15 protein-coding genes are annotated in these 19,444 nt (G+C 64.5%); 6 read left to right on the forward strand and 9 right to left on the reverse strand.

Features of this window, described 5'->3' with window-relative positions; all coding sequences use genetic code 11:
• Positions 1 to 35: 35 nt before the first annotated feature.
• Positions 36 to 848, reverse strand: coding sequence for a glycerophosphodiester phosphodiesterase (locus Pan44_RS03975; RefSeq protein ID WP_145027472.1), 813 nt, complete (start codon positions 846 to 848; stop codon positions 36 to 38).
• A gap of 164 nt (positions 849 to 1,012) precedes the next feature.
• A complete protein-coding gene (locus Pan44_RS03980) occupies positions 1,013 to 1,657 on the reverse strand; it encodes a hypothetical protein (RefSeq protein ID WP_145027474.1) in 645 nt (214 codons plus the stop codon).
• Between the two features lie 400 nt (positions 1,658 to 2,057).
• Here Pan44_RS03980 and Pan44_RS03985 point away from each other — a divergent pair, with 400 nt between their 5' ends.
• Both Pan44_RS03985 and Pan44_RS03990 read left to right on the forward strand, forming a co-directional pair.
• Positions 2,058 to 3,419, forward strand: coding sequence for a tetratricopeptide repeat protein (locus tag Pan44_RS03985; protein WP_145027476.1), 1,362 nt, complete (start codon positions 2,058 to 2,060; stop codon positions 3,417 to 3,419).
• A gap of 220 nt (positions 3,420 to 3,639) precedes the next feature.
• The gene (locus Pan44_RS03990) at positions 3,640 to 4,539 is read left to right on the forward strand and encodes a hypothetical protein (protein ID WP_145027478.1); all 900 of its coding nucleotides are present in this window, start codon (positions 3,640 to 3,642) and stop codon (positions 4,537 to 4,539) included.
• A gap of 31 nt (positions 4,540 to 4,570) precedes the next feature.
• On the opposite strand, the gene Pan44_RS03995 is transcribed toward Pan44_RS03990, so the two are convergent.
• The 7 genes from Pan44_RS03995 to Pan44_RS04025 form a co-directional block, all read right to left on the reverse strand.
• Entirely contained in the window at positions 4,571 to 5,866 is a 1,296-nt protein-coding gene (locus Pan44_RS03995) for a DUF1552 domain-containing protein (RefSeq protein WP_145027480.1), read from the reverse strand.
• Positions 5,867 to 5,881: 15 nt separating this feature from the next.
• Entirely contained in the window at positions 5,882 to 8,371 is a 2,490-nt protein-coding gene (locus Pan44_RS04000; RefSeq protein WP_145027482.1) for a DUF1592 domain-containing protein, read from the reverse strand.
• 133 nt (positions 8,372 to 8,504) lie between these two features.
• The gene (locus Pan44_RS04005; protein ID WP_145027484.1) at positions 8,505 to 10,820 is read right to left on the reverse strand and encodes a PDZ domain-containing protein; all 2,316 of its coding nucleotides are present in this window, start codon (positions 10,818 to 10,820) and stop codon (positions 8,505 to 8,507) included.
• A 38-nt stretch (positions 10,821 to 10,858) separates the two neighbouring features.
• Positions 10,859 to 11,179: a hypothetical protein gene (locus tag Pan44_RS04010; protein ID WP_145027486.1), complete on the reverse strand. Its 321-nt coding sequence runs from the start codon at positions 11,177 to 11,179 to the stop codon at positions 10,859 to 10,861.
• A gap of 266 nt (positions 11,180 to 11,445) precedes the next feature.
• Positions 11,446 to 11,700, reverse strand: a complete 255-nt coding sequence (locus Pan44_RS04015; protein ID WP_145027488.1) for a GlsB/YeaQ/YmgE family stress response membrane protein — start codon at positions 11,698 to 11,700, stop codon at positions 11,446 to 11,448.
• A gap of 100 nt (positions 11,701 to 11,800) precedes the next feature.
• Entirely contained in the window at positions 11,801 to 12,418 is a 618-nt protein-coding gene (locus Pan44_RS04020; protein ID WP_145027490.1) for a hypothetical protein, read from the reverse strand.
• A 336-nt stretch (positions 12,419 to 12,754) separates the two neighbouring features.
• Entirely contained in the window at positions 12,755 to 14,029 is a 1,275-nt protein-coding gene (locus tag Pan44_RS04025) for a protein-L-isoaspartate(D-aspartate) O-methyltransferase (protein WP_145027492.1), read from the reverse strand.
• Positions 14,030 to 14,349: 320 nt separating this feature from the next.
• On the opposite strand from Pan44_RS04025, the gene Pan44_RS04030 reads away from it, so the two are divergent.
• The 4 genes from Pan44_RS04030 (at position 14,350) to lpdA (ending at position 19,406) form a co-directional block, all read left to right on the forward strand.
• The gene (locus tag Pan44_RS04030) at positions 14,350 to 15,276 is read left to right on the forward strand and encodes a DNA integrity scanning protein DisA nucleotide-binding domain protein (RefSeq protein ID WP_145027494.1); all 927 of its coding nucleotides are present in this window, start codon (positions 14,350 to 14,352) and stop codon (positions 15,274 to 15,276) included.
• Positions 15,277 to 15,465: 189 nt separating this feature from the next.
• Entirely contained in the window at positions 15,466 to 16,542 is a 1,077-nt protein-coding gene (gene obgE, locus Pan44_RS04035) for a GTPase ObgE (protein WP_145027496.1), read from the forward strand.
• 73 nt (positions 16,543 to 16,615) lie between these two features.
• Positions 16,616 to 17,521 (forward strand): EamA family transporter, encoded by a 906-nt coding sequence (locus tag Pan44_RS04040; protein ID WP_145027499.1) that lies wholly within the window; start codon positions 16,616 to 16,618, stop codon positions 17,519 to 17,521.
• A gap of 460 nt (positions 17,522 to 17,981) precedes the next feature.
• Positions 17,982 to 19,406, forward strand: coding sequence for a dihydrolipoyl dehydrogenase (gene lpdA / locus Pan44_RS04045; protein WP_145027500.1), 1,425 nt, complete (start codon positions 17,982 to 17,984; stop codon positions 19,404 to 19,406).
• The last annotated feature ends 38 nt before the right edge of the window (positions 19,407 to 19,444 follow it).

Below are 19,444 nucleotides of genomic sequence, written 5' to 3' on the forward strand. Positions count from 1 at the left end.
CTCCGCCGGTCCGGGGCTCTCCTCGCCATTCAACACTACTTTCCGGCCGGCTGGGAGAGAATCTTCCCCAGCCATTCGCCTTTGTTCGTCGTGATTCCGTCCGCCCCCAGCTCCACGAGCTGACGGGCCGGCCCCTCCTCGTCGACCGTCCAGAAATACAGTCCGAGCCCCGCGTCACGCACCTTCTTGACGAGCGCTTCGTCGATCGGCCCCTTGTACGACAGGTCGACGCCGTCCGCCTTGATCTCTTTCGCCGTCGCAATCACTTCCTCAATGGTCGGAGTCCACTGCTTCGTCTCTTTGTCCTGCTTGAAACTGGCGAGGTAGTAGGCCGGAATGTCCGGAAGCGCTTTCTTCGAGGCTTCCACGGCGTCGGCCTGGAAGCTGATCACGCACAGCTGGGCGTTCGATTTGCCGCTGCCTTTGACGGCTTTCACCAGGGCCGGCGTCGCTTCCGCCCCCACCTTGATCTCAATGAAGCATCGCGCCCCTTTGGGGATCGTCGCGAGCGCATCCTCAAGAATGCAGAGCTTCTCTCCCTTGTACTTCGCGTCCTTCCAGGCTCCGACGTCAATGTCCTTCAGCTCGTCCCAGGTCGACTCCTTGATCACCTTCTTGACGTTCGCTGTCCGCTTCGTGTCCTTGTCATGAATCACGACGAGCTTGCCGTCCTTCGACAGGTGAACGTCGAGTTCGATCGCCGGGACCTTGCGCTCCCACGCCAGCCGGAACGCGGCCATCGTGTTTTCCGGAGCATCGGCCGATTCTCCGCGGTGGGCGACAATCTCGGGCGGGCTGGCGGACAGGGCGGCACACAGGACAAGAAGGGCGGGTGCGGTCGTGATCATTCGGGCGTCTTCATGCGAATTCAGTGATCGGAACAGATCGGAAAGTGTACCGAAACAGACGAATCCGGACTCCCCAGCGGAGGGCCCGGATTCGCGTCTGAATCAATTCTTCTCAGGGACGATCACGTCGGCCGATCCTCTGTCGCAGGCGGCCAGGTTGCGTCCTACTTCCGTCCGAAGAGAGAGATCCTGCCCGAGGCCTTCCCGCCGGCCTTCAGTTCCTTCTCCATCGCGTCTGCCCTGGACAGGAGCTTCGCGTCTCTCGTTTTCAGCGCTTTGTCGCGAAGCTGGTCGACATCTGCCATCTTCTGCATCCGGGCCCGTTCGTTGGCGACGAGCGTCGTCTTCGAAGCGGCCTCCTTCTTGCCGAACAACATCGACTTCAAACTGCTCCTGTCGCTCGCGCCGGTGCGCTCCGAGCCGAACCCGCGCCGCTCCGCCGCCACCTGGGTCAATCCTTCGAACCGCGCGCCCGATCCCATCGACATCGTGTTCATCGTCGAAAGGTCGCGGAAGTTCTCTCCTTCCTGATGGCGCGTCGGACCGGCGGAGTCGTCCACCACTCCAGTCATGTAGACGACGGACGGATCGAGGCCCGGATCCGTGGGCGCCTCTCCTTCAGGAATCGCCATCATCGTGGTCACGATTTCGTTCTCGTGGCCTCGTTCGTGAGCGCAGCGGGCTTCATTGCAGACGGCCGCCTCGACCACGGGGCAGATCGGCGGTTTCTCCGCCGGCGCTGTGTCATCGGCGAATGCGGGGGTCACCAGGGCAGCGGCGGCAAGCAATCCGAAGCGGAACTTCTTCATACATCACCTCCATGCAGGAGAAGGGGGGGCCACATCATGTGGGGGAATCGAGCATGCCCTGACAGATCACAAAACCGCAATCGGGAGCCCGCCCGATCACGTCCCGAAAAGCAACTCCTGCCGGTCGTCTCGATCCTCTTGTGAATCCGGGTAAGAGGCGCCGGCTTTTCCCGGGATTTCCGCCCGGGGGATTGTGACGGTCAGGAAACATGGCTTGAGATTGCTCTTTCTATCGGCATATATGCCCCCCGCTGATGATGCCGTCCTGCCGTGATTTCGTGCCCCCACTGTCGAGCTGATTCCGTCCTTCCAGGGCTCCCGCTTGAAGACCTTCTGCACCAGCCTGGCCCGTTCAGGACGGCTCCCATCGCTTTTTTGCTGCGCGTCAGTTGCAGTGGCGATGCTCGGTTCGGGCCTCGTTCGCGCCGAGGCTCCCCCGGGGCTGCTCGATGAATCGGCGAAACGCTCGGCCCGGCGGCTGGAAGCGCCGAACCCCCTCGAGAAAGACCTCGAAGTCAGGGTTGGGAAATCACCCAAAGATGGAGCGGCCTGGCGCATGCTCGGCCGCCTCCGCATGCAGCGCGGCGACTGGGAAGGAGCCATGGAAGCGCTCGAACGCGCCGTGACCCTCGACCAGCTCAGCGCGGCCGCATTTTTCGACTACGGCCAGGCCGCCTCGCATCTCGGCCATCACGCCGCCGCCCGGGCGGCCCTCCAGCGCGTCCAGTCGATCGCCCCCGAGAGCGAGTACGCGTCCCAGGCCGAATCGCTTATCGAGGAACTCCCGGCTGAAGACGGCGGTGTCCAGCAGGCGTCCTACGAGCTGCGAACGTTTGATGGCTCCAACCTCCGCCCCCTCATCGCGCCGGAGATCACCGACGAAGAGCCCGGCTGGGACGACGCCCTCGACGTCCGCCTCGACCTCAACGCACAGTACAACAGCAACGTCACGCTCGCCCCCTCCAGCCGCGAACTCAGCGGCCGGCAGCGCGGCAGCGCGCAGGGCATGGGATCGATGTCCCTGCGCTGGGCCGCGATCGACAGTGATGTCCTGCGGCTCGGTCCGTCGTTCGAGACCGACTTCACGCTCAACGAGCGCAACCTCGACCAGTACGACCTGCAAAGCTACCGGCCCGGCCTGTGGGCGGAATCCCTGTTCGACACCGGCCCCGTCATGGTGAAGCCGCGCGTGGCCTACATCTTCGACTACGATGAGTTCGGCGGGAAACGCTTCGGCGAACGGCACTCACTGGCGTTCTCAGCGTCCGCGCTCTGGACCCCCGTCCAGACCACGACCTGGTACTACTCGATCGACAACAACAATATCGCGGAAGACGGCGTTGATCCGTCACAGACGTCGCAGGACGGCTGGTCGAACACCCTCGGCGCCGTGCACGACTTCGTGAACCGCGACCTCTTCTGGCGAAGCTTCCGGATCGGCTCCGACTTCCAGAACGTCAACACCGATGGCGACATCTACCGCTTCTACGCCAGCAGTATCTATTCGCAGTCGATCATCGTGCTCACGCCGGGGCTGAACCTGAAGCTCCGCGGCGGATACGCCTACCGCAACTATCCTGACTTCCCCGAGTCACCCTCGCGGAATACGCATGTGCTGCGCGCCGGGGCCGAGCTGCGGAAATACTTCGACGATGGCCTGTCGGCCGCTCTCTACTCCAACTACGACCGCTTCGCCTCGCGCAATGACCACTTCGACTCCGAACGTTTCATCAACGGCGCGATGATGAGCTGGGAATACTGACCGGCGACTCCGGGATTGCCCTCGGCCAGATTGCTTCGCCAGGCCACCGTTCATCCTGACTTCATCTTCCGGCCGAAACTGCCGCGAAATCTGCGGGGTCGCCGCCGCTTGTCGACCGTCCCGCTTGTCCCGCGGTTTCCTCCGGCGATACGTCACGCGCAGACCTCGCCCGTCTGTTCTGCGCAGGGGCATTCCATCGCCAGTCGTTCGTTCCGGATTCATGCGTTTCGTCATACTTCCGCATCTCAGCAAACTGTTCGTCGTCGCGGCCGTCGTGTTGACGCTGATCGGGCCAGGCGCGTTCCCCGCGAACGCTGCGGACGGTCCCGGATTCTGGGGCCATCTATTCCCCGTCCAGGACGACCCGGCCCAGGATCGCTGGCTCGACGCGATCGGCGCCGAAGACAAAGGGGCGGAATCCCACCATCCGCGAATCCCCGAGCCCATGGTCTTCGATCTCGTCCGCCCGCTCGGCGCGAAGAAAGGAGAACTCGAGATCAACGTGCTCGGTCTCATCCCGCTCAACCGCAGGGTGGGACTCAACAAGATTCCCAACCCCATCGGGCTCGTTCCCGGCGAACGACACGACCCCGAATGGGCTCCCGAAATCGAGTATGCGATCGCCGACGGCGTCGCCGTCGAATTCGAACTGCCTTTTGAAGGAGACGAGCTGGCGGCCTACAAGGCGGCTGTGCAGGTCACCTTCGGGACCGCGTTCGATGACAAATTCATCCACGGGACCCAGGCGATCCTGCTCTACGACATCCACAGCGCCCACTACTCGCCCACATTCCTCTATCTCGCAGGACTTCGCTTCGACGAACGCTGGAGCATGCTCGCGATGGTCGGTCTGCGGACGGAGATCAACGGACCCGATGTCGCCGAACGGACGGAACGACTGGTCAACGCGTCGTTGTTCTACGATCTCAACGAGCAGATCACGCTCGGAGTCGAAACCGACTACGCACAGTCACTCAGCGGAGGCGCGACCTGGCTCGTGATCCCGCAGATTCACTGGGAGATCTCCGACCATTGGATGCTGCAGTCGGGCGCCGGCGTCAACTTCACGAAGGACTATTCGCTTCCCGAAGCCGCCATCCGTCTCATCCGCTCCTTCTGAGACACGGCTCCGCGGTCTCCCCCGCGACGAATCACGCAATCTCCAGTCCGGTCATCGTCCCGGTGCTCGTCGCAAACTTCTCGCGCTCCAGGCCCAGCCGCTGCAGCAGCGACAGGTACAGGTTCGGCAGCGGGTAGTTGTTCTTGCGGTCGAACGCCAGGTGCTGCCCATGCCGGAAGCCTCCTCCCGCGACCAGCACCGGCATGTTCCGGTTGTCGTGGCTCGAGGCATTGCCCAGGTTTGACGTCAGCAGCACCGCCGTGTGATCGAGCAGCGACCCGCCCGGCTCGTCGATCGTCTGCAGGTCGCGGAGGAAGTCTCCCCACGCCCGTACGATTTCCGTTTCCACGAGGGCCAGCTGCGCGAGCTTCTCTTCATCCAGCCCGTGGTGGCTCAGGTTGTGATAGCCCTCTTCCACGCCCGGAATCGGCACGACGCCGCCCGAACCGCCCAGCTGCAGCGTGATGTACCGCGACGAGTCGGTCGAGAGCGCGAGACGCACCATGTCGCTCATCAGCCGCTGCCTCCCCACGAAGTCGTTCGGGTTGCCGATGTCGACCGGCCTGGTCACATCCACCTTCGGCTTCGGCTTGTTCACCCACGCCTCCGATTCGACCAGGCGATGCTCCAGCTCGCGGACGCTCGTGAAGTACGCGTCCAGCCGCTGCCGGTCGCCGGCGCCGAGTTGTCGCTCGAGCGACTTGGCGTCGTCGGCCACGAGATCCATCACGCTCTGCCCCTCGCGGGCCCGCTGCGCCTGCTTCCGGCGTTCGCGGGGCGAGTCGTCGATGAACAGCCGCGTGAACAGCGCGGCCGGAGAATCGATCGCCGGAATCATCGCACCGTTCTCCGTGTACGAAGGGCTGTTGCTTCCGGAAAGCCCCAGCACGATCGACGGGAACCGCGTCTTGCCCCCCATGTGCTTCGCCAGCAGCTGATCGAGCGAGATCGAGTTCTTGCTCTGGGCCGAGGCGCTCATCGGCGCCGCTGTCAGCAGGCTCGCTTCGGCCCGGTGCCCTCCGGAGACGCCAGGATGCGATGTGCCTGAGATGACCGTGTAATGCTCCCGCATGTCCTCGAGTTGCCGGAGATACATCGAGGTCTCGAATCCCCGTCCCGCCTGGGATGGATTGAGGTTCTCTGCATGCAGCCCGAGTCCGAGCGTCATGGCGACGAACCGCCTCGGCGCTTCCTCTTTCCTCGCTTCATCTCCGAACGCCCGGTCCATCGCCGAAAGCCACGGAAGCGCCAGGGCGGCTCCCGTTCCGCGCAGGAAGGTCCGACGGTCGAGCGCCCGGCCAAATCCAAAGTTCACTCGGTGTGACATCCCGGTTGTCCTCAGCTATTTGCTCTGAAAGGTCGGACTCTCGATGACTCCGTACAACACGGACCGGAATCCGTATCCGCTTTCCGCCGCCTGGTTGGCAATCGCCTCGACGACGGCCCGGTCGGCGAACGACACCGCCGCCCCCGTCCCATACGTCAGCAGTTCGTCCGCCAGATTCACCGCCAGCACCCGAGCGTCCGCGCCGACCAGCGTCTGGAATTCCTCCAGCGACTCAAACTCGCGCCCATCAGGAAGCGTATAGGCCACTTCGACATGGGCCCCTCTCTCCCGGCGTCCATCCGCCAGCCGCAGATAGCGCTCACGCCACCGCCCCGAGGGATCGAAGTTCTCCAGGGCGAACCCCGGCGGATCAATCTTCACGTGACACGTCGCGCACGAATCCTGCGAACGGTGCTTCGCCAGCAGCTCGCGAATCGATTTGGAGCCGCGGATGTCGGGCTCGATCGCCGGGATGTTCTCCGGTGGCGGAGGAATCGGAATCCCCAGCAGTCGCTCCGCCACCCAGATGCCGCGGATGATGGGCGATGTGCTTGAGCCGTTGGAAGTCACCTTCAACACCGAGCCGTTCGTGATGATCCCCCCGCGATGCGAGCCTCGCTCCACGGTCACCTTCCGCATCTCATCCCCTTCGACCCCCTCGATTCCATAGAACCGCGCGAGCCGGCTGTTGAGATACGTGTGATCGGCCTTGATCAGCTCGGAAACGCTGCGGTTCTCCAGGATCATCGTCTCGATCGTGATCCACGTTTCGTTGAGCATCGCGCTCTGCACGATCGAGTCGAAGCCGGGGTACAGCTTGGGATCAGGCTCGGTGAATCCGATCGTCTGCAGGTCCAGCCACTCATCGCAGAAGTCGGCGACAAACATCGAGACGCCGCGCCCCTCCAGCAGGCGATCGATCTGGCCCCGCAGCACGTCTTTTTCTTTGAGCCGCCCTTCGGCCGCGAGCTGCCTCAGTTCCCGGTCGGGCGCAGTCCCCGTCAGGAAATAGCTCAGCCGGGCGGCGAAGGCGTAATCGTCGAGAGGACCCGGAGCTTCGAAGAAATACAGGAACCGGGGGGAGCAGAGGATCGCCCGGTAACCCATGCGCATCGCGCCCGCGAACGACTCGTCGTCGTTCAGCGCCTGCCGGACGAGGTCCAGGTACGGCTCGAGTTCGTCTTTGCTGACGGGACGACGGAACGCACGCTCGGCGAACGCGGAGAGCAGCGTCTCGGCGTCCTTCTCCGGGCTCTTGCTGACGACGATCGCATCCGCACCTGCGCGTGGTCGGACTTCCAGGTCGCCGAACAGCGCTTCCTTTGTCACGTCCGCCGGCGGACTGTAAACCCGCTCCATCGACAGCGACTCCATGGCCACGCCGGGAACCTCCTGCGGCTCCCCTTCGCCCACGCCCACCTGCCCCCCCTGGAATCTCGCCCGCTTGAGGGTCACGTCCCCCGGACGGATTTCCAGCATCTCCCCTTTCGCCATGTAGGCGTCGAATTCGATGTCCCGCATTTCCTCCGTGGCTTCGAACGTGGTCACCGAGTTCAACAGCGGCGCGCTCGAAACGCACAACCCGCTCTGCACGGTCGTCCACACGCCGCCGGTCTGCGGCAGCTTCAATCCTTTCGCCCGCAGCTTGAAGTGATACCACCCCTCCTCGGGCGCGGTCGTCGCCGGGATGCGACCATAGAAAATCAGACCCGACGACCAGATGACGGCCAGCCCGTCCCTCATCTCCGGCTCGCGCGTCCGTCGACGCGGATCCCTGCGGACAATCTGTTCCGCCGTCAGCTCGCGCAGCAGCTGCGAATCGCCCCTGAGGACGCGGTGGAATGCCTCGTCCAATCCGCGATCCACAGCCCGCAGGTGATCTTCCAGATGAAAATGGGAGATGGTCTGTCGGTCCGCGACGGTCGAATACGAGTCGGAAGGCGCGTCCTCCGTCAGCAACCCGTCCAGTCGTGCATCGATGGCGAGCAGGTCTTGAAGCGTGGTGGCGATCTGCCGACGCGTCAGCCGGCGCCCGCGCACACGTCCGTTCTCGCGATCATCCACTTCCCGGAATGTGACAAGCTTTCCCTGGAGCACTTCGAGGAATGCGGCCTTGTCCCCCGACGCAGGTTGCGCCGCATCTTTGGGCGGCATTTCCCCGGAGCTCAGTCGGTCATGAATCCGCACCCAGCGGCGTTCGATCTCCCGGTTGGTGATGTCGCGGGACAGCCGTTCGAGGTCGAGCTTTCCCTCCGGAGCATCCCCCTGGTGACACTCGAGGCAATGCGTCTTGAGGAACGCTTCCGTCGGATCGGCCGCATGGAGAGAGACGGTCGCTGCCAGCACGGCGGTCATGACGACCGACAGGCGACCGAAGCTCAAAGACCAGTGGAAGCGGTCAGCCGTCATAACACCGGCCAGACGAAGCAGGAGGGATGGTGTGGAGGGCCCTGCCGGAATGCGGAGGGCGCGCCGCCCGGAGGTCCATTTCAGTTTATCAGGCATTCCGTTCGACGGTCGAGAGGCCGCCCCCGCAAAACGACGTTCGCCTCGGATTTCCGGGCGCTGACTTCCTACAAAACGAAAGGCCGGCCTGGGCGAGGCCGGCCGGCCTTTCCAATCCGCGTCCGAACGACCGTTAAGGTTTCTTCGGATTCCTCAAGGCCTCCAACTCCGCTTTGAGCGCCTTGTTCTCGGCTTCCAGCCTCCGCAGCGACTCTTCGGTCGGCTTGAGCTCAACCGGGCTCGCCCCCGAACCACCCTGCTCCTTGGCGGCGTTGTTCGCCTGGCCGAAGCTCTCGGTCTGGTTTAACAACAGCGGCTTGTGGCTCTCCGGAAGCGTGACCGATTCCGTCGTCCGCCGTCCGTTGCGCAGCAGGGTGAAGTCGACGGTCGCCCCCGCAGGATGGCGATGAAGTTCGTACGACACCGCTCCCGGTGATGTCACCGGCCGTCCATCGATCGATTCGATCAGGTCCCCTGGCTCCAGCTTGTTCTTCGCCGCCAGGCCGTCATCGACGAGCGACGACATCACCACGCCTTCGGAAGTCGCCTTCAGCGTCCACCCCAGGTCGACGTCCGGAACCTTCAGGGCTTCCGTGGTGATCGGCGAACGCTGCGTGCCGACAGGCGGATCGAGCGGCCGGCTGCGGGGAGCCGCCGGCTGCTGTGCGACGGCCTGGCCCGGTGCGCCACCGACCGATGCGGCTGCGCTTCCGGTGGCCGTGGCGGCGTTCGTCCCCACGTTCACCTCGCCAGTCGCCGGCACGTACGCTCCACCGACATTCACTCCGGCGGTTCCATCCGGAGCCACGGCGATGTTGCCAGCGCCTACAGCCGCGGGCACATTGAGGCCGTTAAAGAACCCGTTGGGCAACGACAGGCTGACGTCACGAGCCGCTCCATCCCGCACGATGCTGGCGGTGATCGGCCCTTGCTCGACGCCCGACTGCAACAGGCGGCCGAAGTCCTCCGTCGTCGTCACCGGCTGGCCATTGACCGACCGGATCTGGTCCCCACTCAACAGTCCGCTTCTTCCTGCCAGCGACTGCTGGTTGACCGTCCCGACCGTCAGCCCACCCTGGGCCGCAGTCATCTGCATTCCGAGACGATTGCCCAGTTCGCGGTTAAACAGGACGTTGTCCGGACGCGGTTCACCGTCCACGACCCGTGGATTCTGTCCCGTCGCTGCATTGTCAGGAAGCACCACTGGCGCGTTCTTCCCCGTGTCCGAGGAACGCCGCGGATCAGCATTGCTCGTGCTGCCGGCCTGATCTCTCAGGCCCCCGACAGGACCAAGAAACCGGCTGCTGTCAGTCGTTCCCGGCTGCCGCTGCTGCGAAGTCCCCTGCGCGTTCGACTCATTGAAGCCGGCCTGCAGCGGCTGGTCATTGCCACGCGTGAACGGAGCCAGCGGTTGGTCGGCCGGATTCCGGCCGGGGGCCAGCGGACGATTCGACCTGTCGGCATTGTTGGCGACCGGCGCGTTCAGGTCGTTCCCGGGCGTCGAGGCATTCGCTGTCCCCGCGTTGATGTCATTTCCCGGCGTCGTGGCATTCGGAGTCGCCGCATTCAGGTCGTTGCTGGGCAGCGACCGGTTCGCGCTGCCGGTCGAACCCGTGCCCGTCTGCGTGTTCACCGAAGTCCCGCCCGCAGTCCCTTGCGGCACAACGACGATCCGCTGGGCCAGATTGGGATTCGAAGGACTGCGCTCCACGCGCACCTGCGAATTCGCCGGAATGTCTCTGAGTGTGATGTTGCGTCCGTCCATCTGGACGACCGTGTCTGGCGAGATCGATAGTGTCGAGGTGTTCGCGCCCTCCCGGAACGAGACGCTGTTGCCGGTGAAGTTCGTAATGGTCCCCGTCCGGAAATTGGCGCCGGGGCGGCGATTGGCCACTCCTGTGTTGGGCGTGGTCGGCGTGACGCCGGGGCGCGTGTTCCCCGGCAGGCGCGGCACGCTGTTGTCGTTCGACCGCGGCCCGTTGTTGATCGGCGACGTCGGTTGAGGAACGCTGGCCCCGTTCAGGCCGTTGGTCGCGGCGCCGGCCGCGTTTCCGCGCGGAACCGTGTTGCCGGGAATCCGACTCGTGCCATTCGCACCGCGCGGCCCGCCAGTCGCGCCGCCAATCGGCGCCTGTAGGTTCCGCGGCACGGGCAACGCTGGCGACCCTGTATTATTGATGCCCGGACCGCTGCCAGGACGAGCCGGGTTCGCCGGAGCGGTCGGCGAGGCCACGCCCGAAGTCGCGGTCCCACCCGTCGTGCCAGTCGTTCCCTGGGTCGGAATTCCGCCCGCTGCGCCCGGGCTCGGATTCACCGCCGCGCCGATTCCACCGCCGGTGGTCTGCGCCTGCGCCGCGAGGCCGGACGCCATCATTCCCGCCGCGGCGATGGCCGCCGCCATCGTGCGCTGGGCGAATTTCTTGGGATCGCGTCGTGGGGTCGATTGCATGACAGAACCTCTCCTTGCCGCACGCGGTGCGGAATCAGTTAACGGGGCACGGTCGGTTGCTTGTCCGAACGTGTGGCCTTGATCGTCAGGGCCTTGAAGGTGCCATCGCCGTTCTCCACGGCGGACAGTTCAGCCTGGTCGTTCATCTTCAACTCGCTGACCTTCACCTCCTTGCCGTTCAGCGAAACCTTCGTCTCCCTGGTGACGAAGAAGGTCACCGACTCCGTCCCCTTTTGAATGAGGACCTGCGATTCCGAAACCGACATGATCGGTCCCGACATTGATTTCGTTTCCGCGCCCGCGAACAGGTGCAACATCAGCCCTGTCAGCGTGAAGGCCACATGGAGGGAGTGAAGCATGGCGACTCTCCGATCAGAGGGATGAGGAGAACAAATCCAATCGCAAGACATGTGCCACCGGGGAGAATTAGCGCAAACCCCGGAAAACGAGCGAATGGCCCGTGGATAAGAGCGCCCGCCGTGTCAGCAAAATGGTCGGCCACCATTCAGCAGGTGGCGTGCGGGATCGATCCGACCTCATGGCCCGGCGGAGAATCTCACGGCGCAGAAACAGAATCTGCCCTGTCGCTCGCAGGAGCGACAGGGCAACGACGATCACCGATCGATCATGGCAGTCGACGATTCCCCATCCGAGTTGTGATCGCCAGCACGATCAGCGCTCCAATCACGGAAAGCACCAGACCGCGCGGTTGTATCTCATCGCCTCCCCAGATCAGCTTGGCGATGATGCCGCCAACCACGGAGCCGAGGATCCCCAGGGCAATCGTACTCAGGCATCCCGTTTTCTTGTTCCCCGGGTACAGGAGCTTGGCAATCGCTCCGACAATCAGGCCGAACACAATCCAGCTGAGAATTTGCATGTGTGCAGAACTCGATTTCCTGACGAATGGATGAAAAGCGGCCCGCGCCTGGCGGAAAGGCGCGAGCCGCCGGAGTGACTCTCAACTTGAAACAGGCCGATCAAGGCCTCGGAAGAACCGGCACGTTCTTCACAGGGGCAGCGGCTTCGGCCGCCTTGTCCTGATGCTTCTTCACTTCCTGCTTCGCGTCGTCAACGTCTTCGCGGGCCTGGTCGACATTCTTCTGTTCGGCGTCGATCGCCGCCTGGTCGCTCGCCTGCTTGGCCGCCGTCAGCTTTGCCTCGGCTTCGATGAGACGTTTCTCCGCGGCGTTCAGCTTCTGCTGAGCAGCAGCGGCTTCGTCCATATGCTTCTGCGATTCCTGGCGGGCCTTCGCGGCGTCAGCCGCCTGGTCTGCCTGTTCCTTGCGGGCCGTCTCGGCGGCCGCCGCTTCGGTCTCATGCAGATCCTTCTCGGCGTCGCGAATCTCCTTGGCTGCTTCCTTCCGTTCCTCGCGGACATTCTCCTGGGCGTCGCGGAGGTCCTTGTGGCTGTCGTCAAACGTCTGCTTCCGGGTTTCATGGACCTCGCGCTGCGCTTCCGCGATTTCCTGGGCCCCTTCCTGGCGTTCTTCCTGGACTTCGCGCCGGGCGTCGGCGACATCCTGCTGCGAGGTTCCGCAGCCCGTCATTGCCACGGCTGATGCGAGGGCTCCACCCATCATGATTCGGCGTAACATCTCTGGTCTCCTTGTCTGTGGATCCGGCTCGGATCGGGAATCGAAGCGCGGGGTGCAGCCCGGCGGTGCTTTGGTTTGTGAAGCAACCCAAACGCACGCCCTGTGCCCAATCACTCAAAACGGCTCGATTCGCCGCGCAAATCCCGATTAGCCAAGGAATTCGGCTCACCCGCTCGCAGGCAAATGCTTCTTGGGGTTGAACGCCGTTCATCCATCAAGCATGGCCACCGGACACCACATCCAGCATCCGCCCGATGCTCCGGCTCGAAGAACACCTCTCCCGGCCGAGCAAGGGGCAGGAAGCCCCTGGCCCCCAATCCACCCCGACCAGCCACCTCACCGCGCGGGCGTCACCCGCACCTCATCCACCCACAGCTCCCCCGCGGCCCCATTCAGCCCCAACTGGACGATCGCCTCGCGAGCCTCCCGCGGAACCGGCACGCGCTTCGTGCTCTCGGTCCACTCGGTGGTATTGGCCGTCCACGGTCCCACAACCGCCTGCGCGATCGGCAGCCGCCGGCCATCGAAATAGTGGATCACCAACCCCGGCTGCTCCCCGCTGTTCCGCCCGGAGACAACGCCCGTCTGCCGATGCATCACCCGCACGTCCAGCCCCGTCACGTGCGTCCCGTCGATGCCGAACGCCTGCAGCACATGCGACGTCCGCCCCGGCTCCGGATTCTCGAACTTGAGTGAGCGCTTGTCCCGACCGGGCGACTCCTCATCCAGCCGCGCGCGGCGGTGGTAATGCCACCCGTCGGCCTGCCCGTTCTCGTCGACGTCCTCCTCGAAGCCTCCATTGGCCACCTTCGGATTCAGCGGATCGGGAAGCACCTGCCGTCCCTGTTCCGCCTGGCCCGTCATCGGCACGAACAGCGTCGGCAACAGCCGCGTCTGTTCGAGTTTTCCGTTCTTCTTCTCCAGCAGGTAGAACACCTGCTGATAACGCTCTCCCAGGGGGATGATCATCTTTCCCCCTTCCTTCAGCTGCTCTTCAAGCGGCTTGGGGATGCTCTCGGGCGAACAGGTGACGATGATCTTGTCGAACGGCGCCTGCTCGGGCCAGCCGAGGTAGCCGTCGCCCACGCGTGCGTGCACGTTCTCGTACTTCAATTGCTTCAGAAGAGCCTTCGCGCGATTCCCGAGCGGCTCGACGATCTCGATCGTGAACACCTCCTGCACCAACGGCGACAGCACCGCCGCCTGGTAGCCGCTCCCCGTCCCGATCTCCAGCACGCGGTCGGTCGGCTGCGGATCGAGAACCTCCGTCATATACGCCACGATGAACGGCGGAGAAATCGTCTGCTTGAAACCGATGTCGAGCGCCTGGTCCGTATAAGCCAGACTCTTCAGAGTCGACTTCACGAACAGATGTCGCGGAGTCGTCCGCATCGAATTGAGAACGCGCTCGTCCTTGATCCCTTCTCCCGCGATCATCTCGTCGACCATCACGTTCCGTGGATCGGCGTAAATGTCCCGCGCCTGTCCGCAGACCGGCGTCTCCATCGCAAAAACGCCACAGAACAGCAGGGCCGCAACAAGCCCTTTCGGGGCCCGCCACGACGAGGCGAGGGGATTGCGGACAGGTTCAGTCTGGCGGGGGATTGGCATCGCCGTTCGTCCCGATTTAGAGGTCAACGGGGTCACAAGAAGCCCGATTCTCACAAATCGCGGAAAACGCGGCCAGACGGAAAGATGCGTCGCGCCCGCTCCAACAGGGCAGGGGAGGCGGGCTGCAGAACGCTCTCCCGGGGGAGCCGCGGCAAGAGGTCCGCTTCACTTTCACCCATGCGGAAACTCGCCGGACCACCGTTTCCGACCCCCTCCAAGTTGCTTCCGTCAGCCTTTTGCCTAGACTTCGGAGCCTCGATGGCCATTCATGGCCCGGCTTCTCCTCCCGAGTGCGGCCACCCGCCGCCTGATTCGACGCCATGCCGCGCGCAGAAGCGAATCCGCAGCTCAACGCCCTTGTCCGGTCCGCCCGCGACATCGCGAAAGAAGTCCGCGCCGCGGCAGTCCTCATGCTGGCCGAAGTTCCGCTCGATTTCGCCGCCATCAGCAAGGTCTTCACCGAAACCCGCTTCATCATCACCTCCCACAAGCCCGAGGTGCAGGAGGCTGCGGCCGAGGACGATCTCCCCTGCGTCATGCTCAGCCACGAGCCGCAGACGCGGCAGGTCCAGCTCAGCGTCGCACTCATCGAAGCCATCGCCGACGACCTCGTCCCCACCGGCGCCTGCGTCGTCGCCCTCTATTCCAGCTTTGATCGCAAAGACATCGACTCCGTCAGCGTCATCAGCCTCACCGAACACCTCGCCAAACTCACGACCCGCGACCTCCAGCGGCTCGAAACGACCGTCCCCCTCGGCACCCTCCGCCGCGTTGTCGATCTGGCCGTCGAGATCGGCCGCGAAGGACGCGAAGGCAAGCCGGTCGGCACGCTCTTCGTCGTCGGCAATCACCGCAAGATCCTCGCGATGTCGCACGAAGGGGTGCACGATCCCTTCCGCGGCTACCAGAAGAAGGACCGCGCCGTCAGCAATCCGCGTGTCCGGGAGAGCGTGAAGGAACTCGCGCAGATTGATGGGGCGTTCATCATCTCGTCCGATGGCTATGTCATTTCGGCCGGCCGGATCCTCGACGCCAAGTCCGAAGGCCTGACGCTCTCCAAAGGTCTGGGCGCGCGGCACTGGGCCGCCGCCGCGATCTCCAAGACGACCGACGCCGTCGCCATCGCCGTCTCCGAATCGACCGGCACCGTCCGCATCTTCCAGGGGGGCGCCGTCGTCCTGCGGATCGAACCGATGGATCAGGCCATGAAATGGCACGACGTCGACACCGAGCCGCCGGGCGATTGAAAGAGAAGAACGGGCGTCAGCCTGCACCGGGTGTCATCGCACGCCGGTCACAAGACTTCTCCCTGCCCACAGCCCCCTCCGTCCCATCCCGCTATCATTCGGGGAGAAGGTGGCCGACAGGTCGGATGAACGGCCAACGCCCCGCTCCCATCCATCGTTCCACCTTTCGCCTTTAACCCGTCTCCAATCATGTTCGTCGATCGCGTCAACATTCACTGCAAAGCCGGCGACGGTGGAAACGGCTGCGCCAGCTTTCGCCGTGAAGCTCATATCGCGCGCGGCGGCCCCGACGGCGGAGACGGAGGGGACGGCGGCAGCGTCATCATCCAGGCCGAGCGAAACCTCGGAAGCCTCTCCAACATCCAGGGGCACCACCACTGGACGGCCGACAGCGGCCGCGATGGCCGCGGCGCTCTCTGCTCCGGCCGGAAAGGCGGAGACCTCTACATCTACGTCCCCCCCGGCACCCTCGTGAAAGACGCCCACTCGGGAGAGCTGATTTGCGATCTCCAGAAGAACGGTGAAACGCTCGTTGTCTGCAAGGGAGGCTGGGGCGGCCGCGGCAACAAGCATTTCGCGACGGCCACCAACAGAGCCCCCAGCGAAGCCGAACCCGGCAAGCCGGGCGAAGAGCGCGAGCTGCTCCTGGAACTGAAGCTGATCGCCGATGTCGGCATCATCGGCAAGCCGAACGCCGGCAAGAGCACGCTCCTCAGCCGGCTCACCAAGGCCACCCCCGAGATCGCCAACTACCCGTTCACGACGAAGTACCCCAACCTCGGGGTCGTCGTCGTGGCGGAAGACTTCAGCTTCGTGATGGCCGACATTCCAGGGCTCATCGAGGGCGCTCACGCCGGCATCGGCCTCGGCCACGAGTTCCTGCGGCACGTCCAGCGCACGAAGGTCCTCGTCCATCTCGTCGAGCCCGACCCGATGGACCAGACCGATCCCCTCCAGAACTACAAACAAATCCGCGAAGAACTGCGCCTCTACGACGAGCAGCTCGCCCAGCGCCCCGAACTCCTGTTCGTCTCCAAGTCCGAACTTCCCGATGCCCAGGCCCTCGCCGACCTCCTCCGCGAAGAAACCGGCAAGCCCGTCGCGCTCCTCTCCGCAGCTACCGGCCAGGGGCTGACCGAACTGATCCGCCAGCTGACCGCGATCCTGAAGGAATCCCAGCGCGAAGAGGATGCGGCCGAATCCCCGTCCGTGACGGGCGAGCAGGCACAGGTCGGAACGGGCGGGCAGGGGGCGGACGCCTCCTGAGCGACCCCACGAGCGACTCACCCTTTTCTGCCCTCCATCGGCCGGCTTACTCCGGCCGCTCGCCCTTCCATTCGTGTCCGCGCTGCTCACCCTCCCTTACCTGATGCCCTTCCTGGGCGGCATCGTCTACGTCTTCGCCGCGCTGTTTCTCAAACGCGTCGGCGAATCCGGCGGGGAAACGTGGAAGACAATCCGCGCCTGCAACTGGACCGCTGCGGTCGCGTTCCAGCCGCTGCTGCTGCTGGGTGGAACTTTTCCCGGCTGGGACCACATCTGGCAGCCCGCCCTTGTCGGCCTGCTCTTTGTCTCGGGCCAGGTCAGCACCGTCCTCGCCCTCAAGGTCGGCGACGTCTCCCTCGCGACACCCGTCCTCGGGATCAAGATGGTCCTCGTCGCAGCCCTGACGGCTCTCATCCTCCGCGAATGGCCCACGCCTGCTCTCTGGACCGCGGCCATCCTCAGCTCGATCGCCGTCGCGCTCCTCAACATCTCTCCCGGCCACCAGCGCCGACGGGCGAACCTGACCATCGCCATCGCCGCGTATGCCGCTTTCTCCTACGCGCTGTTTGATGTCCTTGTGCAGAAGTTTGCTCCGGCCTGGGGCACCGGCCGGTTTCTGCCGACCATGCTCGCGTTCGTCGCCCTCTACACCGCCTTCCTCCGCCCCTGGACCTCTTCCGCCCCGGCCGCTTCCCCCGCATCCCGCCCCTGGCTGATCGGCGGCGCCCTCTGCCTCGCCGCTCAGGCCCTGCTGATCGTCACCCCCATCGCGCTCTTCGGCCACGCCACCACCGCCAACGTCCTCTACAGCGCCCGCGGCATGTGGAGCGTCGTCATCGTCTGGCTCGTCGGCCACTGGTTCGGAAACCGCGAACAATCGCTCGGCCGTCTCATCTTCATCAGCCGCCTCCTCGGCGCGGCCCTGATGACCGCCGCCGTCATCGTCGTCCTCCTGAACCCCGTCGTCCGCCCCAATTGAAATCGAGGCCCCCGTACCGGGTGTGAGCGGCCGCGCTCGCCGCCGGGCTTTTCAACGGGAGACCTGTGACGAGGACCTGTGACCGCAGAAACTGGTCTGAACCATTGGGATTCCCGACCTGTGACATGTGTGACACCTGTGACGAGTTCCTGAGCCCGTCTCTCATCCGTCTCGCCGGGTGATCCGTCGCGTCTTTCGCGTTCCCAAAGTACAGACTCTCTACCCGGACGGATGAGGTTGCGCGCGGCCGTGTGGCGCCGCCTCCGCCAGCGCAATCCAAGCCGTCGCTCCAACGCCCGAGGCACCGGCCAATGCCGATGCCGCTCCGCCGATTCTCACGTCGGGCGAATCACCCTCCCGGACCGTACGCTGGAAGCAATGGAGTCCCGCCCTACGATTCCCTATCCTCCCCGGTTTTCCCGACGACGACGAAGTCTCAACGAACGACGAAGCGCAACCCATGGCAGACTCCAGCGGCAAGAAGAAACTCCTCGTTCTCGGCGGCGGCCCCGGCGGCTACCCCGCCGCCTTTGAAGCGGCCGATCACGGCATGGACGTCACGCTCGTCGACCAGGACCCGCAGCCGGGCGGAGTCTGCCTGAATCGCGGCTGCATCCCCTCCAAAGCCCTGTTGCATGTCGCCAAGCTCATCACCGAATCGCGCGAAGCGTCCCACTTGGGCGTCACGTTCGAAGAACCGAAGATCGACCTCGACAAGCTCCGCGGATTCAAGAACGGCGTCGTCGGCAAGCTCACCGGCGGTATCCGGGAACTTTGCCGCGCCCGCGGCGTGAAGCTGATCCAGGCCCGAGGTTCGCTGCTGAACTCGACGACGGCCGAACTCAAGCACGCCGACGGCAAGACCGAAAAGCTCAGCTTCGACTACTGCATCGTGGCCGTCGGATCCCGACCTGCGATGCCGCCGATGTTCAACCTCGGCGATCCGCGGATCATGGATTCGACCGGCGCCCTCGAGCTGGCCGACATCCCGAAGAAGCTGCTCGTCATCGGCGGCGGGATCATCGGCCTCGAACTGGGCCAGGCGTATGCCTGCTTCGGGTCGAAGGTCACCGTCGTCGAAATGCTGCCCGCCATCTGCGCCGGGGCCGACCGCGACCTCGTCAACCCGCTCCAGAAGCGACTGGCCACACAGTTCGCCGGCATCCACGTCAACACGAAGGTGAAGAGTCTCAAGGCGACGCCCGAGGGCATCGTGGCTGAGCTCGAAGGCGAAGGCGTCGAGTCGCCGCAGACGTTCGACCGCGTGTTGCTGTCCGTCGGCCGTGTTCCCAACGGCAAGGGGATCGGCCTCGAGACCACGAAGGCCAAGGTCACCGACCGCGGCTTCGTCGAGGTCAACAAGAAGATGCAGACGGCCGATCCGAACATCTTTGCCATCGGCGACGTCGCTGGTGAACCGATGCTCGCCCATAAGGCGACCCGTGAAGCCAAGGTCGCCGTCGAAGTGATCCTCGGCGAGCCGGCCGAGTTCGACAACCTCGCGATCCCGTCCGTGATCTACACCGATCCGGAAGTCGCCTGGTGCGGTTTGACCGAGACCCAGGCGAAGGAGCAGGGCATTGAGGTGAATGTCGTCAGGTTCCCATGGGCCGCTTCAGGTCGCGCCCAGGCGATCGGACGTACGGAAGGTCTCACGAAGGTTCTCTTCGAGCCGAAGACCGAACGCATCCTCGGCATGGGCATCGTCGGCCCGGGAGCCGGGGAGCTGATCGCCGAAGGCGTGCTGGCCGTCGAAACGGCCGCCGTCGCCCGCGACCTGGCGGAGAGCATTCACGCTCACCCGACGCTCTCGGAAACGATCATGGAATCCGCCGAAGGCGCGTTCGCCCAGGCCACCCACATCTACCGCCCGAAGCGAAAGTAGGTTTTGAGCGCGAGGTTTGTTGAACCGCCAGGACGCGA

The organism is Caulifigura coniformis (assembly GCF_007745175.1).
Taxonomy (GTDB): domain Bacteria; phylum Planctomycetota; class Planctomycetia; order Planctomycetales; family Planctomycetaceae; genus Caulifigura; species Caulifigura coniformis.